At 38.8% G+C, this 22,954-nt stretch carries 21 protein-coding genes; 9 read left to right on the forward strand and 12 right to left on the reverse strand.

The genetic code is table 11. The features are described from left to right. Positions 1–44 precede the first annotated feature (44 nt). The 5 genes from B4Z90_RS00445 to B4Z90_RS00465 all read right to left on the reverse strand — a co-directional run bounded on the left by B4Z90_RS00445 (position 45) and on the right by B4Z90_RS00465 (position 6,699). Positions 45–1,481 carry a TolC family protein gene (locus tag B4Z90_RS00445; protein ID WP_115050124.1) on the reverse strand — a complete coding sequence of 479 codons (1,437 nt, stop codon included), beginning with the start codon at positions 1,479–1,481 and terminating at the stop codon, positions 45–47. Next, complete coding sequence (locus B4Z90_RS00450) at positions 1,474–4,635, reverse strand: efflux RND transporter permease subunit (protein WP_115050126.1); 3,162 nt, start codon at positions 4,633–4,635, stop codon at positions 1,474–1,476. The genes B4Z90_RS00445 and B4Z90_RS00450 overlap by 8 nt, the downstream gene beginning before the upstream one ends. 16 nt (positions 4,636–4,651) lie before the next feature. Further along, the gene (locus tag B4Z90_RS00455; RefSeq protein WP_046675087.1) at positions 4,652–5,737 is read right to left on the reverse strand and encodes an efflux RND transporter periplasmic adaptor subunit; all 1,086 of its coding nucleotides are present in this window, start codon (positions 5,735–5,737) and stop codon (positions 4,652–4,654) included. 105 nt (positions 5,738–5,842) lie between these two features. Then, positions 5,843–6,265, reverse strand: a complete 423-nt coding sequence (locus B4Z90_RS00460; protein WP_046675088.1) for a hypothetical protein — start codon at positions 6,263–6,265, stop codon at positions 5,843–5,845. 209 nt (positions 6,266–6,474) lie between these two features. Further along, positions 6,475–6,699, reverse strand: coding sequence for a YdeI/OmpD-associated family protein (locus B4Z90_RS00465; protein ID WP_112375855.1), 225 nt, complete (start codon positions 6,697–6,699; stop codon positions 6,475–6,477). 218 nt (positions 6,700–6,917) lie between these two features. Here B4Z90_RS00465 and B4Z90_RS00470 point away from each other — a divergent pair, with 218 nt between their 5' ends. The 7 genes from B4Z90_RS00470 (at position 6,918) to B4Z90_RS00500 (ending at position 12,943) form a co-directional block, all read left to right on the forward strand. Then, entirely contained in the window at positions 6,918–7,943 is a 1,026-nt protein-coding gene (locus B4Z90_RS00470) for an NAD(P)-dependent alcohol dehydrogenase (protein ID WP_070566904.1), read from the forward strand. Between the two features lie 226 nt (positions 7,944–8,169). Then, positions 8,170–9,021 (forward strand): universal stress protein, encoded by an 852-nt coding sequence (locus tag B4Z90_RS00475; RefSeq protein WP_115050128.1) that lies wholly within the window; start codon positions 8,170–8,172, stop codon positions 9,019–9,021. A gap of 197 nt (positions 9,022–9,218) precedes the next feature. Then, on the forward strand, positions 9,219–10,031 hold the full coding sequence (locus B4Z90_RS00480; protein ID WP_112375860.1) for a glycoside hydrolase family 16 protein: 813 nt from the start codon (positions 9,219–9,221) through the stop codon (positions 10,029–10,031). A gap of 49 nt (positions 10,032–10,080) precedes the next feature. Beyond that, positions 10,081–10,815, forward strand: coding sequence for a YoaK family protein (locus B4Z90_RS00485; protein ID WP_070566898.1), 735 nt, complete (start codon positions 10,081–10,083; stop codon positions 10,813–10,815). A gap of 32 nt (positions 10,816–10,847) precedes the next feature. Continuing rightward, positions 10,848–11,687 carry a helix-turn-helix domain-containing protein gene (locus tag B4Z90_RS00490; RefSeq protein WP_115050130.1) on the forward strand — a complete coding sequence of 280 codons (840 nt, stop codon included), beginning with the start codon at positions 10,848–10,850 and terminating at the stop codon, positions 11,685–11,687. Positions 11,688–11,754: 67 nt separating this feature from the next. Further along, positions 11,755–12,369: a DUF417 family protein gene (locus B4Z90_RS00495; protein ID WP_046675093.1), complete on the forward strand. Its 615-nt coding sequence runs from the start codon at positions 11,755–11,757 to the stop codon at positions 12,367–12,369. 166 nt (positions 12,370–12,535) lie between these two features. Then, positions 12,536–12,943 (forward strand): hypothetical protein, encoded by a 408-nt coding sequence (locus tag B4Z90_RS00500; protein WP_139145018.1) that lies wholly within the window; start codon positions 12,536–12,538, stop codon positions 12,941–12,943. 58 nt (positions 12,944–13,001) lie between these two features. Here the strand turns inward: B4Z90_RS00500 and B4Z90_RS00505 are convergent, their stop codons facing one another. The 5 genes from B4Z90_RS00505 to folE all read right to left on the reverse strand — a co-directional run bounded on the left by B4Z90_RS00505 (position 13,002) and on the right by folE (position 19,596). Further along, on the reverse strand, positions 13,002–13,178 hold the full coding sequence (locus B4Z90_RS00505; RefSeq protein WP_167450483.1) for a DUF6496 domain-containing protein: 177 nt from the start codon (positions 13,176–13,178) through the stop codon (positions 13,002–13,004). 110 nt (positions 13,179–13,288) lie between these two features. Beyond that, positions 13,289–15,097, reverse strand: a complete 1,809-nt coding sequence (locus B4Z90_RS00510) for a glycoside hydrolase family 2 protein (protein ID WP_083295991.1) — start codon at positions 15,095–15,097, stop codon at positions 13,289–13,291. Positions 15,098–15,318: 221 nt separating this feature from the next. Then, positions 15,319–17,358, reverse strand: coding sequence for a M13 family metallopeptidase (locus B4Z90_RS00515; RefSeq protein ID WP_112375862.1), 2,040 nt, complete (start codon positions 17,356–17,358; stop codon positions 15,319–15,321). A gap of 492 nt (positions 17,359–17,850) precedes the next feature. Continuing rightward, positions 17,851–18,858, reverse strand: coding sequence for a CobW family GTP-binding protein (locus B4Z90_RS00520; protein WP_070566891.1), 1,008 nt, complete (start codon positions 18,856–18,858; stop codon positions 17,851–17,853). 66 nt (positions 18,859–18,924) lie between these two features. After that, on the reverse strand, positions 18,925–19,596 hold the full coding sequence (gene folE / locus B4Z90_RS00525) for a GTP cyclohydrolase I FolE (protein ID WP_115050134.1): 672 nt from the start codon (positions 19,594–19,596) through the stop codon (positions 18,925–18,927). Between the two features lie 161 nt (positions 19,597–19,757). On the opposite strand from folE, the gene B4Z90_RS00530 reads away from it, so the two are divergent. Beyond that, a complete protein-coding gene (locus tag B4Z90_RS00530; protein WP_112375864.1) occupies positions 19,758–20,246 on the forward strand; it encodes a hypothetical protein in 489 nt (162 codons plus the stop codon). 7 nt (positions 20,247–20,253) lie between these two features. Here the strand turns inward: B4Z90_RS00530 and B4Z90_RS00535 are convergent, their stop codons facing one another. Further along, entirely contained in the window at positions 20,254–20,691 is a 438-nt protein-coding gene (locus B4Z90_RS00535; RefSeq protein WP_070566885.1) for a helix-turn-helix domain-containing protein, read from the reverse strand. A gap of 75 nt (positions 20,692–20,766) precedes the next feature. On the opposite strand from B4Z90_RS00535, the gene B4Z90_RS00540 reads away from it, so the two are divergent. Then, a complete protein-coding gene (locus tag B4Z90_RS00540; protein WP_112375865.1) occupies positions 20,767–21,459 on the forward strand; it encodes a CPBP family intramembrane glutamic endopeptidase in 693 nt (230 codons plus the stop codon). A 71-nt stretch (positions 21,460–21,530) separates the two neighbouring features. Here B4Z90_RS00540 and B4Z90_RS00545 read toward each other — a convergent pair whose 3' ends face one another. After that, positions 21,531–22,718 (reverse strand): DUF389 domain-containing protein, encoded by a 1,188-nt coding sequence (locus B4Z90_RS00545; RefSeq protein WP_236560260.1) that lies wholly within the window; start codon positions 22,716–22,718, stop codon positions 21,531–21,533. Positions 22,719–22,954 lie beyond the last annotated feature (236 nt).

Here is a 22,954-nt window from a genome sequence, read left to right on the forward strand (position 1 = left end):
TGATAAGTCCCCAACATATAAAAACTAAAATTACAAGTGCGCTATTAATGATCCCATCCGCCTCCTAGGGATCTGTATATCGCTACGCTTGCTTTGAGTTGGTTGACCTTCTTCTCAACGAGCTCAAATTTAGATTCCAGGGCATCGCGTTGCGTTAGCAGAACTTCCATATAATCTGCGCGAGCGTATTTAAAGAGGTCGTTGGAAATACCGATAGACTCATTTAATGCATCAACTTCCTTGGTCTTAATTTGTAGGCCATTCTCCAGATTTTTAATTTTGGAGAGCTGGTTTGCAACTTCAATATAAGCAGCCAATATGGTCTGTTCATAATGGTAAACAGCCTGAACCTGTCGTGCATTGGCATTATAGTAAGCCGCCTTGATCGCTCGTTTGTTAATCAGGGGCGCAGTAAGTTCTCCAACGAGCGAAGCCAGAAATGATTCCGGCTTAACGAGATAAGTTGGATCAAAGGCCTGAAACCCTACACCAGCAGCAATATCCAAGGATGGGTAAAAGCGGGCTTTAGCCGATTTTATATCCAGTTTGGAAGCTGCAAGTTCATACTCCGCCTGCTTAATATCGGGTCTGTTTTCTAATAGCTCCGAGGGAATACCTGTGTAGACGGTTTGAGGAACAAGCTTGTCAAAAGAGGCTTGGTCTCTTTGAACCGGCTGCGGGAATCTTCCAACAAGGTAGTTTATTCTATTTTCTGTTTCTGTGATCTTCTGCTTGATATCATATTGCATACCTTGGGTTTTCAATATCTGGGCTTCGAATCTTTTGACCGCTAATTTATTGGATCGCGCATTTTTCTTCAGGTCATTCACGACGACAAGGGCGTCGTTTTGAATCTTTACATTCTCATTGATAACCAGGAGTTCGTTGTCCAGCGCTAGGAGTTCATAATAAGAATCTGCAATTTCGGATATTAGGTGAGTTACCATAAAGTTTTTGCCTTCCACGCTGGCAAAATACCGTTGCAGCTGCGCTTTGGTCGCATTGTGAAGTTTACCCCAGATATCTGTTTCCCATTGTGCCTGTACACCAACTCCAAAATCAAATAGCGGTTCAGGCATTTCACGTCCGGGTTCGATTTCTGTATTCTTTTCCATCGCTCCAATGTTTGTGTAGCGACTTACTTTGTCGACCCCCGCGCCAACTTTTACGCCTACGGAAGGTAGATATTCACCTTTTTTGGCGCTTACCTCATTTTTGGCTATTTCAATTTCCTGAAGCATAATATGTAGCTCCTGGTTGTTTGCTAGTGCCTGACCGATCAGTCCTTGTAAATTGGGATCGCTGAAATAGCTGTTCCATTTGATTTTTCCTGTATTCACGGTGTCGCTGTCAGCATCCCCATATTTTCCGGGAACGGTTTTATTTTCGGCACGTTGTTTTATTTCCAGTGGTTTGCAGGCTGCAAGACTAAGCAAGAAAAGTGCGAAACCTGTATAGTGATATAATCTGTTCTTATTCATAATGTATCATGTCTTCGCTTAATGGTGATTCGTCTTCGGCTTGGATCATTTTTCTTCCGTCAGCCAATTTTGCAAAAATGTAGTAGAGTCCGGGAATGACAATAACGCCAAAGATAGTTCCGACGAGCATACCGCCCAGCGCTGAGGCACCTATGGTGTGGTTACCGATAGCTCCCGCGCCGCTGGCAAAGACAAGTGGTACAAGTCCCGCGATAAATGCAAATGAGGTCATGAGAATTGGTCTGAAACGCGCTCTTGAGCCCTCAATAGCTGCTTCCAATATGCTATCGCCAGCTTGACGCCTTTTCACGGCATATTCTACGATAAGCACCGCATTTTTACCCAATAAACCAATAATCATGATCAGCCCGACCTGTGCGTAGATGTCATTTTCAAGACCCATTGCCTTTAATAAAAAGAATGATCCAAATACACCCACGGGTAGCGACAACAATACTGCAAATGGAATAATGAAGCTTTCGTACTGTGCCGCAAGTACAAGATATACGAAGACTAAGACGACTAAAAAGACATAAACGGCTTCGTTTCCGCGTTGAGCCTCATCATAGGACAAGCCCTCCCAGGCAACTTTATAGCCGTGCGGTAATGTTTGAACTGCGGTTTCGTTGATTGCCTGAATGGCGTCGGCTGTTGTATACCCATTTGTCGGAAGTCCACGGATGGCGGCCGAATTGTACATGTTGTAGCGCGTGATTTCATTTGGTCCCTGTGTTTTTTTTAAGGTCATAAAGGCCGAATAAGGAACCATCTGGTCATGATCGTTTTTGACGTAAAGGTTCATGATATCGGAAGGTAGCCTTCTAAATTCTGGTGAAGATTGTACATAGACCTTGAAGAATTGACCGAAACGGATAAAACCCTGCTCATAGGTACTACCGATAAGGATATTGAGGTTGTCCATGGCTTTACCAATGGAAACGCCTTTTTGCATGGCGGCGTTATTGTCAAATACCAATTCGTATTGCGGGTAATTAGCAGCGAAGAAAGTGAATACACCAGTTAACTCTTTGCGCTTTTTGAGATTAGCAATAAAAGCTTTATTGACTTTATCGAAATCTTGGTAATCGGTGGTCCTATTGAGGTCCAGCAGGCGCATGGAGAAACCTCCTGAAGAACCAAAACCCGGAACAGCCGGAGGTTCGAAGAATTCAACTGTTGCACCTAGATTTTTTGATTTTTCTTCAAGTTCTTCCATGATCTCTTTGACGGAGTGTTCACGTTCACCCCAGGTTTTGAGGTTGATAAGACAGGTTCCTGCATTCGATCCACGGCCTTCCGTCATGATTTCATAACCTGCCAGTGATGAGACAGATTCTACGCCATCTACCCCTTGACAGATCTTTTGGAGCTCTCTGGAAAGCTTATTGGTCTGTTCCAATGTTGATCCTGGAGGAGTCTGAATAATGGCATATATTGTGCCTTGGTCCTCGCTCGGTATAAAACCTCCTGGAAGCGTTTTGTTAATGACGAAAATGCCGACACAGAATGCTATTAAGATACCCCATGTAATTACTTTTCGGCTGGCAATTTTACGAAGTAAGGAGGCATACTTGCCCGTTATTTTATCAAAAGTACGGTTAAAAAGGTCGAGCGATTTGGTGAATACGTTTGATTTTTTTGGTTTACCATGGTTATTTTTCAGGAGCATCGCGGCAAGCACAGGAGTAAGGGTTAATGCGACTACTGCAGATATCACGATGGAACTCGCCATGGTAATTGAAAACTGACGGTAAAATGTTCCGACAGGGCCTGTCATAAATGAAATGGGGATAAAAACGGCCACCATAACAGCTGTAATAGCGATAATAGCACCTGCGATTTCGCCCATGACTTCTTTTACAGCGCTGTATGGCGATATGGCACTTTCTTCCATTTTGGCATGTACTGCTTCAATGACCACAATGGCATTGTCTACGACAATCCCGATGGCAAGCACCAATGCAAACAAGGTCACTAAGTTGATCGACATACCGAACCATTGGATGACGAAGAATGTACCTATCAGCGAAACGGGCACGGCGATGATTGGAATCAAAGTCGAACGCCAATCGCCAAGGAAAATAAACACAACAATGGCAACTAAAATAAAAGCATCGCGTAGGGTATGCATGACCTGTTCGATAGAAGCATCCAAGAATTGGGATACGTCATAACTGATTTTATAGTCTATACCTGGAGGAAAGTTACCTTTCATCTCAGCAAGTTTTGCCTTCACATCTTTAATAACGTCATTAGCATTACTGCCATAATTCTGTTTCAACACAATTGAAGCCGAGGGATGCCCGTCTAAATTGGAATAGATGTCAAAGAATTCACTTCCCAGTTCGACTTTAGCCACGTCTTTTAACTTGATGTTTTCACCGTCGCCGTTTGCGCGAACGATAATATTGTCGTATTCTTCAGGTGTATTGTATTGTCCTTTATAAGTTAGGACATATTCGAGGGATTGCGCTGCAATACCCGAGCTTTGTCCCAGTCGACCGGGACGGCCGATGATACTTTGTTCTCCTATCGCTTTCATCACTTCATCAACTGATAAGCTATAGGCACGCATACGATCGGGATTTAACCAGACGCGCATGGCATATCTACGGCTACCTAAGATTTGTGATTTGGCGATACCATGAATACGATTGATTTCAGGAATGATGTTTACCGTTGCATAGTTGTACAAGAACTTTTCATCCATGCTTTTATTTGTACTGTAAAGATTCACGTACATCAGCATACTGGGCTGAATGGGATTGACGACGACTCCTTCCTTTTGAACAAGTTCAGGCAATAGTGGCATAACTTGATCCACCCGGGTTTTGACCAGTACTACGGCATCGTTGGGATCCGTTCCGGGGTCAAATACGACGTTTACGGTCGCTTCACCGGCGCTGGTTGCATCGGTAGCGATATAGCGCATTCCCTGTACACCATTGATTGCATTCTCCAGTGTAATCAGGGAGGATTTTACAAGTACATCGGCACTTGCACCAGGATAGGCAATGGAGACCGCCACTGTAGTCGGTGCGATTTTTGGAAATTGCTCTGTAGGAAGCTGCTTTATGGCCAAACCTCCGATAAATAGGATGACAACCGATATGACAATAGCAAATACCGGTCGATGTATTACTTTTTTAAACATAATGCTGCTTTTTTAATTACTCTGCATATAAATCTAAGTTTGACATGACTTTCTCCGGAGTCTGATATTTGGATTCAATGGTCTGGTTTTCCTGTACCATGCGAAGTCCATTGAGCAGAATCTTTTCATCCTTGCCCAATCCGGAAGAAACAACATAGATATGCGGCAGTTCGGCAGCAACTTTTATTTCTCTTGCTTTTACTTTATTATCTTTTGTAATAACGTAAACATATTTTTTTTCAAGCTCCTCAAATGTTGCTTTCTGCGGTATCATAAGCGCATTGTTATAGGGCGATGTAATGACGATATTGCCTGTCTCACCATAACGCAGTAATCCCTTTGGATTCGGAAAAGTCGCTCTGTAGGCAATATTTCCAGTTTCATTATTGAAGTCTGATTCAATTGTTTCAACAATACCCTCATGACCGAATTCTTTTCCATTGGCCATGTTTAACCGTACATGCAGCGGGCCATTGTCTTGTTTTGCGTCCATTTGATTGAGGTATTCCACTTCGGGTACATTGAAATAAACCCACATTTTACTGTTATCGGACAATTCCGTGATCAACTCGCCTTCGTCGACAAGACTTCCTTTACGGACGTGAAGCTTACCAACGATTCCGGAAAACGGTGCTACGATGTCCGTAAATTTGAGATGAGTATTCATCGCGGCTAGCTCAGCTTTGGCTTTTTCATATTTTGCTTTTGCCATTTCAGTTTCCTGCGGAGCGACAATATCTTTTTCGGACAGATTTTTGGTGTTCTGATATTCGATTTCAGCATATTTTACCTCTGCTTTAGCACGATTAACATCGGACTCATAGAGGTTGGGCATGATTTTAAAGAGGGGTTGTCCTTTTTGTACAAATTGACCTTCATCGACAAATATCGATTGAATGTAGCCTTTTTCCTGCGCGCGCAATTCAATATGGTTGATCGAACGGATTTGGGCGACATAGTCTTTATTGACGATTGTATCCTTGACCAAAGGAGTAGTGACGTTGAAAACTGCAGCTTCTTTTTTGTCTTTTTTTTCTGACTGGCAGCTTGTAGATAGAATAATAAGGCACAGGCTTATATACATAAAGCTTCTCATGACCATGATAATAGTTTTTTAATTATTTCCGAAAAATTGAACAATAGTGTGACCTGCTTCCAAGTGATTTTGAAAGCTATTTTGATGTTTTTTTAAGAAATTATTAAAAAATCACAGCCTGAATACACTGTAATGGATATAGAGAGCGTTTTTTCTAGAAGTAAGCTGGTTGGAATTTGCAAGCGAAACTGCTGTGCGTGTATTTTGAAATTGAGGATGGATATACGATATTATATTCCCAAAATCATCCCCGGTAAGTGCAAATAAGTTAGGGCTATTGGAATCACTTCCCGCGTCATCATTTTCATTGTCATTTTCTGAAAAATATGCCCTTAATTTTTCATGCCGAGGACGTTTAGTTTTGCGAATAACTTTAGTGTCATAATCTTCGCTTTTTACTTGCTTGTTGAAGTGGTTGACAGCGTGAAGATTGCAGGAGGGGATATTATTTGGTGTTGGCACATGATACCAGCCAAAACTGATAAGTATTGCGCAAACTACGCCGAATAGATATTGATGGAATTTTCCTTGCATCCTTGAAAGCAAATGTAATTAAACTTTAAAAATGATACAAGTGATTTGGGTATCGAAATTTTAAAGTTTATCTAGTATTGTTACAATTATTGAAAATTGACATTGCTGAAATGTAAAAAGGTCTGCGATGTTATTCTGAATACCTTTGCCTATCAAATTTATTCTTGCCGTTAATTTATAACTCTTTTTTAGGAGTTAATGCCTCTTTTTTAAACGGTTTTAAGCGTTTTTTGATTATTTCTTAGCATCTGAATTGCTTTTTCTGCCCTTGTTTTTCTAGTTTGTTCCTGTTTAGCTGAGCCTACCCAATCACAATATCCCTGTTTGTATGATTTGGAGAGTGTTTCAAAAAAAACATTGGCTTTTTCGTCCATATCCAACAATTGTTGGAGTTCCATAGGAACGCCTTCAATATGTTCACCTTTTTTTAGCATGTATTTTTATCATTTGATTCCCGATAAAAATACATAAATATCTTCGAGTTGCCGGTCTTTATTGCATGAATACTTTTGACTTGCCGTTAGGTAATACGATCAGGGGATTGCAATACTTTTTCTTGAAATAAGACTTACATGTTGCCGCTGTCTTTATATGTGTTGAAACATATATCGTTCTTATTTGTTCTTCTATTAGTCAACAAAAAAAATTCAATATGAAAGCAGTACGTTTTTTTGGGCATAAAGATGTCCGCGTTGTGAATGATCTTGTGAAGCCCGTTCCTAAGGGCGATGAAGTATTACTAAAAATTGGTGGTGCAGGTGTTTGTCATTCTGATCTCCACATTATAGATGAGGGGACCGTTGTAGGTACGGTATTTACCTTGGGACACGAAAATGCGGGCTGGATTGAAGAAGTTGGATCGGATGTAAAAGACTATAAAAAAGGAGACGCGGTACTGGTCTATGGCCCTTGGGGTTGTGGGCACTGTAAGCCCTGTCAGCAATCAAAGGAAAATTATTGTGATCACCAGTCTGAAATGGCCTATGGTGGTGGGCTAGGCCTTGATGGTGGGATGGCGGAATATATGCTTGTCCCTTCTTCGCGTTTACTGGTCCCAATTTATGACTTAGATCCAGTCATTGCTGCGCCATTAACGGATGCGGCACTTACTCCTTATTCGGCGATAAAACGTTCGATAGGCAAATTGACAGCGGATGAGTATGTGGTTGTGATCGGAGTTGGAGGTTTGGGCCATGTTGCCTTACAAATACTAAATGAAGTAAGCGCGAGTTCAATTATTGCCTGTGATGTCACCGAAGAAAAACTAGCCTTTGCTAAAGAACTGGGCGCAGCCTATGTGGTTAATTCGAAGGATGCAAATGCAGCCGAACAAATCAATAAGATTACGGGCATTAAAAAAGCTAAAGTAGTGATTGACTTTGTAGGCGCGACATCGACTATAGATCTAGGAACAAAGGTTGTTGGTTTGGATGGTGACCTGACAATTGTTGGATTAGGTGGGGGACACTACCAGTACAATATGTCGGGGCTTCCTTTTGGTGTGAGTATGACAAACCCATATTGGGGCTCGCGGGTTGAGCTTATGGAAGTTGTAGGTTTAGCTAGGCAAAGGAAGATTCATATTGAAATTGAGCAGTTTAAGCTTGATCAGGCTAACGAAGTTTATGATCGAATGCGCAATGGTAAGATCAAAGGAAGGGCTGTACTGATTCCTTAATAAAAAAAAGTCTATCTTTTTAGTAGTTTATTTTGGTTTTTATCTTTTTGATGTTTATCTTTGTTGTATCATAATTTAGGTTTATAATTGGTTATTTAAGGTTTTCATTCTCCCCGTTTGAAAACCTTTTTTTTAAAGTCTCTCTTTTGATTGATTATTAAAAACCTTCTGCCTTCTTTACTGTTGTAATACTAATAATCCGCGCTGATTTGTCTGCAAAATATTTATGGACAAAACAATTCTCGTACTCACCGATTTTTCTGAAAACTCATGGACTGCTATTCGATATGCGGCGAATCTGGCTAAAAAATTTAATTGGACAGTAGAACTTCTGCATACTTATACCATCCCAATAAAAGACAGTGTCCATGCGAAAATGGAGAATATGTTTTTGAAGCCTCAGAAGGAAGAGGCTGAAAGCATGCTCAAGGACTGGCAGATACGTATCGACGATGAATTTCCTGATCTCCGCTGTAAAACCGTAAGTTTGGCCGGCAACTTGGAAAAAACGGTACTAAACTTACTACAAGAAAAGGAATATCATTTTATCGTCATGGGAGCTAAAGGTAAAGGTATGATACAGAAAGCTGTCTTGGGAAGCAATACCTTCGCCCTGATAAAAAAGAGTCCAATCGGTGTCTTGGCAGTACCCATCACTTTCCAAAAATTTGGGTTGCAAAATATCGCATTACTGAGCAATTTTAAAGCGTCCGAATATGATCTACTCGACAGTTTCACCTTACGTGTACCGGAGAAATTTAATCTCAGCCTGTTGCACGTAACACAAAAGTATATCTCTCCAAAACAAGAAGATATTGAAGACTGGAAACAAAAGCTATCCGCCCAATTTTCGTTTAATAAAATTGATTATGTGGAAAAAAATGCGGTCAATAGTTTAGATTACAATATGCCTATACCACGTTGTATCGACTACATGGTGGAAATCGAAGCTATTGATCTTTTACTTGTGTCGTACAGTCCTAAAAGTTTTTTCAAAAGTATATTTTCCCGAAATCTTACGAAAGCAATTTATCGCAACCTGACTGTACCTACCTTTTTTAAGCGTAATTTATATTAATTGCGGGTAATCTCCTCCTGCTTATCACTTTCCATTGGTTGATAGTACACGTTTTAGTAAAGGGAAAATGATTAAACTAAAGTTAGTAGCCGCGATTTTATAATTACTAACGGAGCTTTAAATTGCGTCTCCGATGTGAGGTAATCTATTCATATTTTTCATTAGCTTTATCAATAATTGTATAAAATATAAACATAATGAGCCTTTGGATACTTCCTTTGATCGCAATACTTTCCGTAAGTCCCGATAGTACACATGTAGGAGAATATAAGTTTGCTGAAATGCCCAGTTGGAGTGATGAGTTCGATTACGATGGTCTTCCGGACGCAAAAAAATGGGGATATGATGTAGGCTCCTTGCATAATGGTTGGGGAAATCATGAACTTCAATACTATACAGATGCAAACAGGAAAAATGCAAGTGTTGCAAATGGTGTTTTACGTATTACTGCAATAAAAGAACAATATGAAGGGTTGAACTATACTTCTGCCAGGCTGGTGAGTAAAAACAAGGGCGATTTTCTATATGGTCGATTTGTAGTCCGAGCCAAGGTGCCGAAAGGGAAAGGTACGTGGGCAGCCGCTTGGATGTTACCGACAGATTGGGTTTACGGAGGATGGCCACATTCGGGAGAAATAGATATCATGGAGCATGTCGGTTATGACGAGAATGCAATACATATTACCGTTCATACAAAGGATTATAATCATTCTATCGGAACTCAAAAAGGAGTGATGAAACGAATTGATCAGGCAACATCGGAGTTTCATAATTATCGGATAGACTGGACCCCCGAGTATATTCGTGGTTTCGTGGATGATGTACAGATCTACAGTTTTCCAAATGAAGGAAAAGGCAATGGCGTGTGGCCATTTGATAAAAGATTTCATTTACTATTGAATCTGGCCGTTGGTGGAGATTGGGGCGGTGTGCAAGGCGTCGATAGCAGCGCATTTCCTGCAGAGATGGAGGTGGATTATGTCAGGGTATATGATTTACTGAAACCTTAAATGAATCTTGTTTTCATCTATTTTCTCTAATTTATAAAGATTAATTCAAATGTTTAGGCATCAAGGGAGAGGAAGGAATTATATTCATAATTTAAAGTTAGCCTCTATTTTATCTTGTGTGGCGGGTTTGGTCAATATTACAGGTGTTCTTGCCGTTAGCACTTTAACAACGAATGTCACAGGTCACTTCGCATTTTTTTCAGAACAGTTGATTTTAATGAATTATAAGATGGCTTTGATTTATCTGTTATACATTGCTTTTTTTTTAATGGGAGCTACCGTTTCAGGTTTTATTGTAGAATTAGCTTCAAAAAAGAAATCACATAACGCTTATATCATTCCAATTTGTATGGAGTCTATTATCTTAATTAATGTAGGACTGCTCCCAGCTTTATTTAAAGCAGGGCCAACGTTACCAACCATAATTTCATTTGCCCTGCTTTTTGCTATGGGACTTCAGAATGCCCTGGTAACGAAGGTGTCACAATCAGTTGTCAGAACGACGCATTTGACGGGATTGTTTACTGATCTTGGTATTGAAATCTCGCAGTTACTTTTTTATAGAGAAATTGCTGAAAAAGTGAAATTACACAAAAGTATTTTTCTTAAGTTGATGATTATTGGAGGCTTTTTTATTGGGGGAGTTGTAGGCGGCTTTATGTTTCAATATTTTAAACTGAAAACATTATTGTTACCGGCTAGTATGCTTTTATTTGCCTTATGGTATGACCATATTCTACTTAAGTTTTATCATTTGAAGCGAAGCTTAAGACCGGATGAATAGGTTCGATTAAATTCATATTTTAGCTTAATAACATGAACTATTCCCATATCCTGTTTGAAAAATTAGTATTATCTGCCGGTAGATTCAACATTAGTGAACCATTGTACTGCATTCTTTTATTTGAGAAAGCGACGAGTTTTTCGGTTGATTTGGTGACATACCATGCGGATCCTAAAAGTGTTTTGTTTTTGTCTCCCTATCAGTTGTTTACGATGGATGTGGTGCAGAAAAGTACCTTTAGTGTGCTAAAATTTCACGGCGATTTCTATTGTATAGAATATCATAAAGATGAAGTTGCCTGTAATGGAATTCTATTCAACAACATCTACCAGCAACCTCATGTGTTGCTCTCAACAGCTATTTATCATGAGATATCAACTATCATGGAAAAAATAGATCAGCTCAAAATGTCGTCGGAATCCTATGATCAGTCATTGAGCAGAACCTATTTACAGCTGATTTTAGCGCTGGCGAGTAGACAAAAGCTACTTTTTAACGACCTACAAAAACCGTATTGGGCTCATAGAGATATTATTGATGACTTTGAGCAGTTTTTGGAAAAGAATTATAAAGCGCATAAAGAAGTTACCTTTTATGCAGCGAACTATGGTTTAAGTCCAGCCGTTTTTACGAAAAAAATAAAATTGAAATGGGGAAAATCCCCTTCAAAGTTGATCCAGGAACGCCTCGTATTGGAAAGTAAAAGACAGCTCCATTTGACGGCCAAAAGTATTAAAGAAATAGCAGCCAATTTGCAGTACAAAGACGAGTTTTATTTCAGTAGATTTTTTAAGAAGATGGTAGGCGTATCTCCTAAGGTATTTCGGAAGCGGGTCCGTTTATCAATTGTTGCCGAAAAGTCTATGTTATAGATCTATTTGTCCATGTTGTGGATTTAAGCCATTGTTTAGTTTTGCATGGTATTAAACAAACTACGTTATGGAGAAAATAATAAAGCTATTGGCAAAGTCACAATATATCTTTACAAACTTTGCTAGAATTTCAATTTTTATTGTGATGGCATGGATTGGAGGATTAAAAGCATTTCAATATGAAGCTGATGGTATAGTTCCTTTTGTTATTAATAGTCCGGCAATGCGTTTTTTTTATCATAATACGGAAAAACGGGTGTTGGATAAAAACGGAGAGCTAATACCGGAATACCAGTTGTTTAAAAATCCGGAGGGTCGTGTCGTAAAGAAAAATATTGCATGGCACCAAGAAAATGGAACTTATATTTTTTCTTATATACTTGGCTTTGTAATTGTTTCAATTGGTCTGATGATATTTTTAGGTATCTGGTATCCTAAAATCGGAATTTTTGGGGCATTGTGTACCGTGCTTATGTCATTGGTTACACTTTCTTTCCTGATAACAACTCCAGAGGCGTTTGTGCCAAAGCTAGATGGAGATTTCCCGTCACCTAATTATGGTTTTCCTTATTTATCCGCGGCCGGTAGATTAGTCCTGAAAGATGTAATTATGCTTGCAGCAGCATTGATCATTGCAGCAGAAAGTGCCAGCCGTCTGATAAAAAAAACGAATATAAAATAGAGACAGATAGTTTTTGTATGTGAATTAGCAGCAGGTTGTTTGCTGGAGGCGATCACTACTCGGGGTAAATCCACCAACTTTTGGAAGGTATCTTTCATGCCAGCTGTATTTTGGCAGCATCTTTGTGTCTCGTCGTTAAACTATATTGAGTTATACCACGAACGATATGAAAATAATACGAACGACCCTTCCATTTCTTCTGTTTAGTTTCATCCTTTTAGTTGGATGCAACAATAATCAACAGATCAGGATGATTGATAAAGATGGTAACACACATTTGTTGACAAGAGAAGGTGATCGAAAAGGAGAATTGGGACTGCAGCGTATCATCGCTCGTGGCAATGATACAGTAATAACGATTGATGGTGCAGGTCATAAAATGATATGGACAGCTTCAGATGTGACCAATATTGATACAACAAAGATTCAATATTATCTCAAAAAAAGAAATGGAAGCAGTGTTCATATTTATACACCCGTAGATGTAAATCAAAATTTTATAGATGTCGAGGATAGTCAAAATGTTTTGTCAGATCCTTATGATGGTACAGACAAGAAAAAATCCCTACTGTAGATTGCCGCATGAAAAAGCATAATTTGGGCTAAAGAGAAAATCCTAGCAAGTTTACTTGCTAGGATTTTTTTTTGGGTACTTTGGCACCTTCTTTTTTTGCTTCGGAGAGGCCGATAGCAATCGCCTGTTTTCGTGATGTTACCTTTTTCCCGCTACCAGATTTTAATTTTCCTTCTTTCATTTCGTGCATCGTCTTTTCAACTTTCTCAGATGCTTTTTCTGAATATTTTGCCATAATAGTGTTACCCGTTGATCTGTTATTAAACACTTCTGCAAAAAGAACAGCTGTTTCAGTTGAATCGTTTGAAAATTCTTTGAGAGCGAAATAGCGAACATCTGTATCCGCTAATTCAATTCATTTCCAGCTTTAATCACGGCTTGGTTGACTGCTTTTATTCTTTCAAGATCCATTTTTTGTATTTTACGGTCGTAAGTCAATAGGCCATTGACTTCATGTTCCACATCGGTAGTTTGCGTATAAATAGCAACACTCAATCCTTTGTATCGGAGCAATTGTTCGACATTATCCATTAGGAATATATAACGGTCTGTGAGTGCCTCTATAGTGGGTTCGTAGGCATAGGCATTGTTTTCGACAGGCCACATGTGACCGCGGACAAATAAGCCTACGCCACCAAACTCTCCGAGGGAAGCTGCCCTTTTCGAATCAGGTTCTGAGGCACCCTTTGGGCCAACATAGATATGGGTGTCAACAAAATCTCCATTTCCGGGGTCACCATAAGCTTTTTGGTAAGATGGATTGTTGTTAAATCCCGAATTACCGTTCACTAAACGTGAAGGGTCATATTGTTTGGTCCAGTCGGTAATATTGCGTACATCGAAAGCGCCCCAATTTTCGTTAAAAGGAACCCAGGCGATAATGGATGGCGAGTTGTAGTGGTCGTCAACGATGGCCTTGTATTCATCACGAAATGCTTTTCGATAAATCGTAGTATCTTCTTCGGGATACCAAAGGCAGGGCATATCTTGCCACACAAGCAGTCCCATTTTATCTGCCCAATAATAGAACCGTTGGGGTTCGGTTTTCATATGCTTACGAATAAGGTTATAACCAGCATTTTTGGTAAACTCGATATCATATTTGAGAGCTTCTTCCGTAGGTGCTGTTAGAATACCATCGGGCCAATACCCCTGATCCAGGAGACCGAGCTGCATCACAAATTTGTCATTCAAGAGCGGCCTTACAATTCCGTTTACCTTACCAAGTTTAATATCACGCATACCAAAATAGCTCTTAACCTCGTCAATGATTTCTCCATTCTTCCCATGTATACTTAATTTTAAATCGTATAAAAAGGGGGAGTCAGGAGACCAAAGTTTTGGATTTTCTACCGGGATATTAAATTCCATGCCCGACTGAATTACCGTTTTTGAAATTTCTTTTCCCTCTGAAGAAACGATGGCCGTAACTTTTGCCTTCGCTGTGCTAGTGACCTGTATTTTTAGTTGTTTTTCTGCTACTTGAGGCAACAATTTGATTCCCTGTATATGGTTTTTGCTTACTGGTTCCATCCACACAGTTTGCCATATGCCAGAAGAAAATGTATAGTCGCCTCGAGGTCCATTTTTGCCCGAAGGATACTTACCGTCGTTCTTGTCATGCACTGCGACGACAATGTTATTTGGACCGGCCTTTAAAAACTCAGTGATGTTGATCCAGAAGGAGTCGTAGCCACCTGAATGAGTACCAGCTTTTCTACCATTTACAAATATGGTCGCATCGTGATCCACTGCACCAAAATGGAGTATAATATCTTTCCCTTTCCAATGATTAGGTAGCTCGAAATTTTTACGATACCACAGATTAATTTCTTGTTTGCGTTGTATTCCGGATAAATAGGACTCTGGACAATAGGGGACAAGAATGCTTTCTCGGCTGTGGTCAAAGGAAATGGGGACAGCAGGATTTAGTGCGTTCGGAGCATCCTTTCCACCTATATAATCCCATTTACCGTTGAGACATAGCCATTCATTCCTTTCCATTTGGGGACGTGGATATTCGGAAAGTGGGATTTCTGTTTGCTTGGCTATTGCTGTCCATGGGGTTGAAAGCTGTGGCTGTTGTGCCAAAGCATTAAGCCAACCGAAGAACGATAGTGCCAGCACAAAAATTGAGGTTTTGGTTTTTATCATGGTATACTTCTTGGTTTTTCAGAATATGAATATAAGTATACTAAAATGATTTAGTGAATTATAAACGAAATGTTACTAGTGCGGTTTTCGATATTGGGCTTGGTTGGTTGGTTGGTTGGTTGGTTGGTTGGTTGGTTGGTTGGTTCACAACAGAAATAGAGACTGGATTAAACAAAACTACAGGAGCTGCTTTGTTGAGACAGCTCCTGTAGTTTTGCTTATTACCAAATTTTGATTCTTTCTTCCGGTGACTTGTACAGTTTGTCTCCTTGTTTAACATCAAAAGCTTTGTAAAAAGCATCAACATTGATCAATGGACCAAAACTTCTAAAATATCCTGGAGAGTGTGGATCCGTTTTAACTTGGTTGACCATATATTTTTCACTGGATAGGGTTCTCCACACAGTTGCCCAGCTTAGGAAAAAACGTTGGTCTTGTGTGTATCCACTTATTTCACCTGGGTTTCCCTTATCTTTCAGATACATTTGAAGTGCGTCGTATGCAATGTTTACACCGCCTAAATCCGCGATATTTTCGCCGTTTGTAAATGTGCCGTTAACGAAAGTGCCTTTTACAGGTTCATATTTATCGTATTGAGCTGCGAGTGTTTTTGTTGCTTTTTCAAAATTGGCCTTATCTTCTGGTGTCCACCAGTCTACCAAGTTTCCGTCCGCATCAAATTGTGCACCTGAATCGTCAAATCCGTGGCTCATTTCGTGGCCAATTACGGCACCTATACCACCGAAATTGACAGCTGCGTCGGCTTGCGGGTTGAAAAATGGTGGTTGAAGAATAGCTGCCGGAAACACGATCTCATTGTTTACGGGATTGTAATAGGCATTTACTGTTTGTGGAGTCATTCCCCATTCTGATTTGTCTACAGCTTTGCCAATTTTAGCCAGATCCTTTTCATATCGCCATGTGGTGATATTTTGGAGGTTAGCATACAGATTCCCGCCTTTATTTTCAGATAGAATATTCAATTTGGAATAATCTTTCCATTTGTCCGGATAGGCAACTTTTACAGTGAATTTGTTTAATTTTTCAAGCGCTTTTCCTTTTGTAGCCGAAGACATCCAGCTCAAATCGTTGATATGGACTGCAAAACTTTTCTTTAAATAGTCGATCAATTCGACCATTTGTGCTTTAGCCTCAGCTGGAAAATATTTTTCGACATATAATTTTCCGAAAGCTTCGCCTAATGTAGAATTGATCAGTTCAAAACCTCTTTTATTTAACGCTCTTTGTTCTTGTTGACCTCTTAAATACTTACCATAAAAAGCAAATCGCATGTCTCCTAATTTTTCGCTTAAATAAGAGGCACTACCGTTGATCATATGGAATTTTAAGTAATCTTTAATAACAGGAAGGTTTTGTGCACTGACCAATTTATCGAAGTTCTTGTAATAACCTAATTCCCCAATGATTACTTTTTCTGTATTGACACCTACTTTTTTAAGGTACTCAGGTAGATTTACATTTTTAACCAAGGCGGTTAACTCTGCCATGGTCTGTGGATTGTACTGTAACGTATTATCACGGCTTTGTTCATTGGTCAAGTAGGTCTTCGCAATGCTTTTTTCGTAGTCAACGATTCCTTTTGCGGCAGCATCAGCATTTTTATAGCCTAATTCTGTTAACATGGAAGCTACATATTTTTGATACTCGGCAATAGCTTCGGTATTTTTTTCATTTTCTTTTTGATAATAATCTCTTCCTAGTCCTAATGAGGCATCTCCTAAGTAGACCGCGTTCATTTTTGAATCTTTTAAATCAGCGTAGACCCCCCAGCCATAGAAATTATTCTCACCTTCTTTCGTTACGGAAGTTAAATAATTCTGAAGATCTTTTAGGTTTTTAATCGCGTCGATTCTGTTTAAATTTCCCTGGATCGGTTTAATACCGTCTGCATTTCTTTTCTGTAAGTTCATATAAGAAGCATACAGGTCCTGTATTTTTTTGCCCTCACTTCCTTCAGGAAATTTATCTTTTAAAAGTGAGTTCAGAATTTTCATCGAATTGTTGTCCGTATCTTCTGCCAATTTATTGAAGCTTCCCCATGTGGGTTTGTCGGAAGGAATTTTAGCCGTTTTCATCCAGGTTCCGCTTACGTAGTTGTAAAAGTCATCCTGTGGACGTACAGATTTGTCCATTAAGCTCAGATCAAGTCCTTTGTCGGGTCCTGTACCTGCTGTCTGTGCTTCAGCATGCTGTGTGTAGACTCCAGCCAAGAAAATTAGGGCAAGTGTTAATTTTTTCATTGTTGTTTTAATGTTGTATGATTTTCAATAATTCAATCTGGGAGTACGCACAAATTAGGAGTAAAATAGGTCATGTTATTTGCTCCGTGTAATTCGATTTGTATCAGCCATGTCAATAATAATTAGCTGTGGTTTTTTTTAAGCTAAAAAAATCATTTACACAAATGACGGAAAATTCTAATTCAGCAACAAGTAAATCTGTGCATAATCTATAATTTTATTATACATTGACCTATGATTTTTAATGCGATCTGTTAACTGCTACCTCAATAGAATCAAAATTTCTTTCCGAATGCAAGTATCGTATGCTGGTTCGGCAGGAAATGATTGCATTTCTTTGGAGCGCGGCTGAAATATAAATCTACATAAATTGATAGATTAATTAATCACCTTAAAGCTTCCACAGTGGAATTTAGAAAAGCCGTGCGCGAATTCACTATCGAGCGCAGCAATTCTAAGACATCGTACATCGATGATGGTATTTACCTCTTATTAATTGGAATGATTTTCCAGTAGTCTTGTGAGAAGGCGCTCTATATACAGACTGTCCAGTTCTTTCCCGATAAAAACCATCGTATTCAACTTTTTATCCTCCTGTTTCCATTGGCTGCCATAACTCATTTCGATACGAGAACCTACAGCTTGAATAATGATTTTTTTGTCGCTATTTTTTTTAAATGCGATTCCTTTTACCCTGTAGATTCTGTTTGTATATTTTCCGACAAGCTTGCTCAAACCAAGGAATAAATTGACGAAATTAAACTCTTCGGCAAAGGTGTAGATTCGTGTCGAAATATCTTTGAGATGTGATTTTCCGAAACTCGATTGACCTAATATTGTCGTCTTATTGGGGGACAGGTTTTTGAGAAAAGAAAACGTTTCTATTTTCTTTGTGTACACTATATCTTCAATTATTTCAAAAGGAAATTCCATTGTTCCTTTCGAATATAAAGTTTTTGCAAGTGGATTTAGGTTCGCTAAATAATTGTACAGCGAATCTAGATAAGTTGGGTGTACATCGTTGGTTTTATTAATGATGATGGCGTCAGCCGCCATAATTTGTCTGAGTACTTCATCTCTTTCCTTGATCTGATCTTCGACAAGAGCGGCATCTACGAGACAAATAATTTTTTTTAAAGGGAAGTAGTTATGGAATATCGGGTGCGTCGTAAAGGGCTCTATAATTGCAGTCGGTATGGCTAAACCAGTACATTCGATAACCAACTCGTCAAAACTATCTTGTTTTTTATAAAGTAATTCAAGCGAACTATAGAGCTCGTCATTTAGCGTACAGCAGAGACAGCCTTCCTGAAGTGGAACAAGTTGTCCGTAATTTTCAGTCAGTAACATGCTGTCAACGTTGAGTTGGCCGATTTCATTTTCGATAATAGCAAAACGTTTGTTCGGATATGATTTCATTAGGGCGTTTAGATAAGTAGTCTTTCCGGCACCTAAAAAGCCTGTCAGTATCGTGACAGGGCGAGCATGACTTTTATTCATTTTTTATGATTAAATATGCGATATATAATTATCAGAAGTACATGGAAAATTATTCCATATGGTATCTTATTTCAATAAATTAAAGAAGTCATTTCTTTGACTTTCCGATGCGAATATCCCACTATACTCCATGGTAGTTGTACTACTGGTCGTATCTTTAACTCCCCGTGCTGATACACAGAGATGATCTGCGTCAATGAGCACAATAATATCATCCGTTTCTAAGGTCGATTTAAGTTCATTAAAAATCTGTAACGTAAGCCGTTCCTGTACCTGTGGGCGGTGTGCGTAATAATCTACTACACGATTTATCTTTGATAATCCGATTACTTTTTTCTTTGCTATATAACCAATGTGCGCTCGTCCCACAATTGGCAGAAAATGATGCTCGCAGGCTGAATTTACACGTATATTTTTCTCAACCAATAGTTTGTTGTAACCATATCGATTTTCGAATGTGGAAAGTTGGGGCTTATTGGCTGGATTGAGGCCATAGAACAATTCATTGATATACATTTTAGCCACACGATAGGGGGTTCCACTGAGACTATCATCCTGGAGGTCAAGGCCTAGTTCATGCATGATATCCTGAAAAAGCTGCGCGATCTTTTTAATTTTCTCGCTGTCGGTTCGTGTAAATGCATCATGTCGCATAGGTGTATCAATCGAAGTCATGATATGAAGATCGCCTAGATTTTCGATAGGGGAGGAGATGTCTCTTTTTAATGATGTGTTCATAAATAATTCCTTTGTTAGTGTACGCTGATTAGATATACGAAGGCTCCTGCAATTAGGAGTTGTTAACTTATTTTTATAAATATAGTGAAAAAGTAGTAAATGCAATTTAGTTGCATGTAATGTTTTTTCACTATATTTGATTGTCACATCTTTAATAGGCTATGTTTAAGAAATTTACTCTTGTTTTTTTATTCATTTTTTTAGGTGGAGAGTGTTATTCAGTCTTGGCACAAACGGGGTTGGAATCTCAGCATCTAGCAGACCATAAGCCACTCATGAATGAAGTTTGGAAAACCTTTGATACCATGTTGTATAAAGTGAACAAGAAAAATGGGAAAACGATATACACGCCATTTTTTCCCAGTAAGCTTGCAAAAATGGATGGCATGAAGGTGGAACTTCAGGGGTATATGGTGCCGCTCAAGGCAGGTCTTCGACATAACAGGTTCCTATTGTCCGTTTTACCTGTTTTACAATGCATGTTTTGTGGGCAAAATGGAATTCCACCGATGGTAGAGATTACGTTGGCTAACAACGATAAAATTTGGTTGAAGGAGAACCCTATTACTTTAAAAGGATATGTCAAGCTTAACGAAAAAGACAGGACTCGGGTTGAAATTTTTATACAAGATGCATCTATCGTAAAGTAGTAGATTGTTAACTACGCCAAATGGTCCAAAGTATGATCCCATAAACCACAACAACCAAAGCAAGCAACAAAAACAGTTCAAAGCTCGTTTCCGGGAAACCACTTGATTGTGATAGAAAGGCGGCTATTAATAAAATACCAATCAATCCGATACCGATACTTAGTATGAGTTTTCGAGGTTTATTAAATGTATTATTGATTTGGTCAGGTTCTGCTGTATCTGAAATATTGCTTTCCTCTTTCAGTACTGCTATATCCAGCTCAAGTTCCCTTGCTATAAGATTTAGGTTATAGGCCCTTGGAAGGACTTCAGCATTTTCAATACGCTGTACGGATCGCAGATTAAGCTTGACCAGATCAGCAAGTTGCTGTTGTGAGTAGCCTCGGTTTATACGTGCATTTTTGATCAGAAGTGCAATTTTTTCTTTACTTGATTTATTGGTCATCTTACGGCATTTTGCGACGTATTCAAATGTCGTAAAATTAAATGATTTAAGGCCATAGCTTTGTAGAAAAAAAGTATGATTGCTATTGTTATTGAATTGTTGGTTTCTTGGTTTTTACTAAAACACTTCTGTCACCAGGATCTTAGGGTGTTGGGCTTTTATGCGAAAGGCAAACCGTTATTTTTAAGTTTGGTTGTACCAATGTTTTATTTGGTTATCCTCTATTTAGGAATAGCCTATTTGGTAGAAAATCCTTATAAGTTTAACCCAGAGTATACACTTGGAGATTTTTTTCGAAGTCTTTATTATGTATCAAAAGCAGTTATATTTGAAGAATTGATCTTTAGAGGAGCTCTATTGTATATGCTAGTCAGTCGCTTTGGGAAGACAAAAGCTGCATTCATAACAGCCATAGCTTTTGGAGTTTATCACTGGTTTTCATATGGCATAATCGGACATGTGTTTGAAATGTCAAGAGTTTTTATGTCGACGGGTGTATTTGGTTATTTACTAGCACGTATATGTATAAAAACAGGTAAAATAATATTTCCAATTGCTTTGCATTTTGCTTATAATTTCACAACAATGGTCGTATTCTCAAAGGAAAAAAATATTGGATTGCAACTTTTGGTAAAAGCTCATGCCGTCGATCCGGTTAGACCTGAAGGAATATTTCCGCTGTTCATTTTCGTTATTTACTATGTAGGCTTTCCAGTATTGTGTTATATTTTCCTTAAATCGTTAAAAAACACGAATGGCTGGTCCTGATCTTTTAATTTTTCCATTACTTGCTTGTTGAGCAGATGCTATTAAAAATATATTTTCCGATGGATTGCCTACTATTGACTAATAATCGCTACACTATCTTTAGGAAAATGATTTTGCAACCATTGTTGTAATTTTTCGTGTTGCGCTAATGGAAGTGGGGTCTTGGTAGCGTATATAAATGCTACGATCCTGGCGACGCTATCGGCCTTTGCATAATGTTGTTGGACACCAATGCTATAGGAATTCAGTTCGGGGAATAATACAGCGATATCGCGATCAAGTTGCGGACTGGCCAACTGGTATTTCGCTAATTCATTGTTTAGGGCGCGTATCGTGAGATCCTTTTCACTTACAGCTGCTGTACGTCTGTCTATTTCGCTTAGAATACTCGATTTTAAATCTAAACTATCCTGATGAATGACAAGGTTAGTATTGGTAATACCAAATGATTCCATTACACGCTGTAAAGATTCTACCTCTTTGTCACTGAATTTTTTTGATAAAAAGGCAAGTTCAAGTTTCTTTGGATTACTATTCATCTCCAGCTTTTCATAGATAACGGTGTAACCTTTGTTGCTGAGTTCCTGTTGAACAAATTGGTTTACCTTGCTGGTGTATTTTTTTTCTTGCAGTAGATTGTATGCAAAATAGACACTTGGCAATACAAGAATAATCGTGATGATGGTAATACTTTGAGTAATTCTTTTTTCGCGTTTTTTATCGATATAATGAGTTTTGGGGTAACGCAAATATTTGACAATGATAAATGTAGCAATGCAGATAAAAACACAATTGATGATGTATAGAAATAAAGCACCCGCAAAATAACTGAGATTACCGATAGCTAATCCGTAGCCTGCAGTACAAAGTGGGGGCATCAAGGCTGTTGCTATGGCAACGCCAGGAATAGGATTACCTTTGTCTACCCTAGTAATAGCGATAACCCCTACTAAACCACCAAATAGTGCAATCATTACGTCATAGATATTGGGCGATGTACGCGCTAATAATTCGGATTGCGCTTCCTTGAAGGGGCTTAAAAGAAAATAAATATAAGAAACAACTAAGCTTATTAAAGTTGCTATCAATAGATTTTTTAATGATTTTTTTAAGAGGGGAAAATCAAATGTCCCCAACGCAAATCCAGCTCCAACAATCGGGCCCATTAATGGAGATATAAGCATAGCACCGATAATTACCGCTGTAGAATTTACATTTAGCCCTACAGATGCAACCACAATTGCAATGCTAGAATCCATGCATTAGCACCGCGAAAAGAGATATTGCTCACAACATTTTCTAGAACAGCCTCCTTTCGGTCTTCTCCCTGATGTAGATCGAAAAATCTCAATATTTTATTCATTAGCGTATTAATATAGCGGCTCAGCAATTATTCAGCAATTATTAAGACGCTAAAATTATGCCGATTTTAGTCCTCTGTCGTAATTCTGCTATACAAAGTCTTTACGGACAAAAACACTCGTTAATAACGTGA

Origin of the sequence: Sphingobacterium sp. UBA5639 (assembly GCF_002421245.1) — a bacterium.
Classification (GTDB): domain Bacteria; phylum Bacteroidota; class Bacteroidia; order Sphingobacteriales; family Sphingobacteriaceae; genus Sphingobacterium; species Sphingobacterium multivorum.

What these genes read in the sequence shown, in the direction of transcription:
- B4Z90_RS00445 (WP_115050124.1), bottom strand. Translation starts at nt 1,481, where the DNA reads ATGAATAAGAACAGATTATATCACTATACAGGTTTCGCACTTTTCTTG.
- B4Z90_RS00450 (WP_115050126.1), bottom strand. Translation starts at nt 4,635, where the DNA reads ATGTTTAAAAAAGTAATACATCGACCGGTATTTGCTATTGTCATATCG.
- B4Z90_RS00455 (WP_046675087.1), bottom strand. Translation starts at nt 5,737, where the DNA reads ATGGTCATGAGAAGCTTTATGTATATAAGCCTGTGCCTTATTATTCTA.
- B4Z90_RS00460 (WP_046675088.1), bottom strand. Translation starts at nt 6,265, where the DNA reads ATGCAAGGAAAATTCCATCAATATCTATTCGGCGTAGTTTGCGCAATA.
- B4Z90_RS00465 (WP_112375855.1), bottom strand. Translation starts at nt 6,699, where the DNA reads ATGCTAAAAAAAGGTGAACATATTGAAGGCGTTCCTATGGAACTCCAA.
- B4Z90_RS00470 (WP_070566904.1), top strand. Translation starts at nt 6,918, where the DNA reads ATGAAAGCAGTACGTTTTTTTGGGCATAAAGATGTCCGCGTTGTGAAT.
- B4Z90_RS00475 (WP_115050128.1), top strand. Translation starts at nt 8,170, where the DNA reads ATGGACAAAACAATTCTCGTACTCACCGATTTTTCTGAAAACTCATGG.
- B4Z90_RS00480 (WP_112375860.1), top strand. Translation starts at nt 9,219, where the DNA reads ATGAGCCTTTGGATACTTCCTTTGATCGCAATACTTTCCGTAAGTCCC.
- B4Z90_RS00485 (WP_070566898.1), top strand. Translation starts at nt 10,081, where the DNA reads ATGTTTAGGCATCAAGGGAGAGGAAGGAATTATATTCATAATTTAAAG.
- B4Z90_RS00490 (WP_115050130.1), top strand. Translation starts at nt 10,848, where the DNA reads ATGAACTATTCCCATATCCTGTTTGAAAAATTAGTATTATCTGCCGGT.
- B4Z90_RS00495 (WP_046675093.1), top strand. Translation starts at nt 11,755, where the DNA reads ATGGAGAAAATAATAAAGCTATTGGCAAAGTCACAATATATCTTTACA.
- B4Z90_RS00500 (WP_139145018.1), top strand. Translation starts at nt 12,536, where the DNA reads ATGAAAATAATACGAACGACCCTTCCATTTCTTCTGTTTAGTTTCATC.
- B4Z90_RS00505 (WP_167450483.1), bottom strand. Translation starts at nt 13,178, where the DNA reads ATGGCAAAATATTCAGAAAAAGCATCTGAGAAAGTTGAAAAGACGATG.
- B4Z90_RS00510 (WP_083295991.1), bottom strand. Translation starts at nt 15,097, where the DNA reads ATGATAAAAACCAAAACCTCAATTTTTGTGCTGGCACTATCGTTCTTC.
- B4Z90_RS00515 (WP_112375862.1), bottom strand. Translation starts at nt 17,358, where the DNA reads ATGAAAAAATTAACACTTGCCCTAATTTTCTTGGCTGGAGTCTACACA.
- B4Z90_RS00520 (WP_070566891.1), bottom strand. Translation starts at nt 18,858, where the DNA reads ATGAATAAAAGTCATGCTCGCCCTGTCACGATACTGACAGGCTTTTTA.
- folE (WP_115050134.1), bottom strand. Translation starts at nt 19,596, where the DNA reads ATGAACACATCATTAAAAAGAGACATCTCCTCCCCTATCGAAAATCTA.
- B4Z90_RS00530 (WP_112375864.1), top strand. Translation starts at nt 19,758, where the DNA reads ATGTTTAAGAAATTTACTCTTGTTTTTTTATTCATTTTTTTAGGTGGA.
- B4Z90_RS00535 (WP_070566885.1), bottom strand. Translation starts at nt 20,691, where the DNA reads ATGACCAATAAATCAAGTAAAGAAAAAATTGCACTTCTGATCAAAAAT.
- B4Z90_RS00540 (WP_112375865.1), top strand. Translation starts at nt 20,767, where the DNA reads ATGATTGCTATTGTTATTGAATTGTTGGTTTCTTGGTTTTTACTAAAA.
- B4Z90_RS00545 (WP_236560260.1), bottom strand. Translation starts at nt 22,718, where the DNA reads ATGGATTCTAGCATTGCAATTGTGGTTGCATCTGTAGGGCTAAATGTA.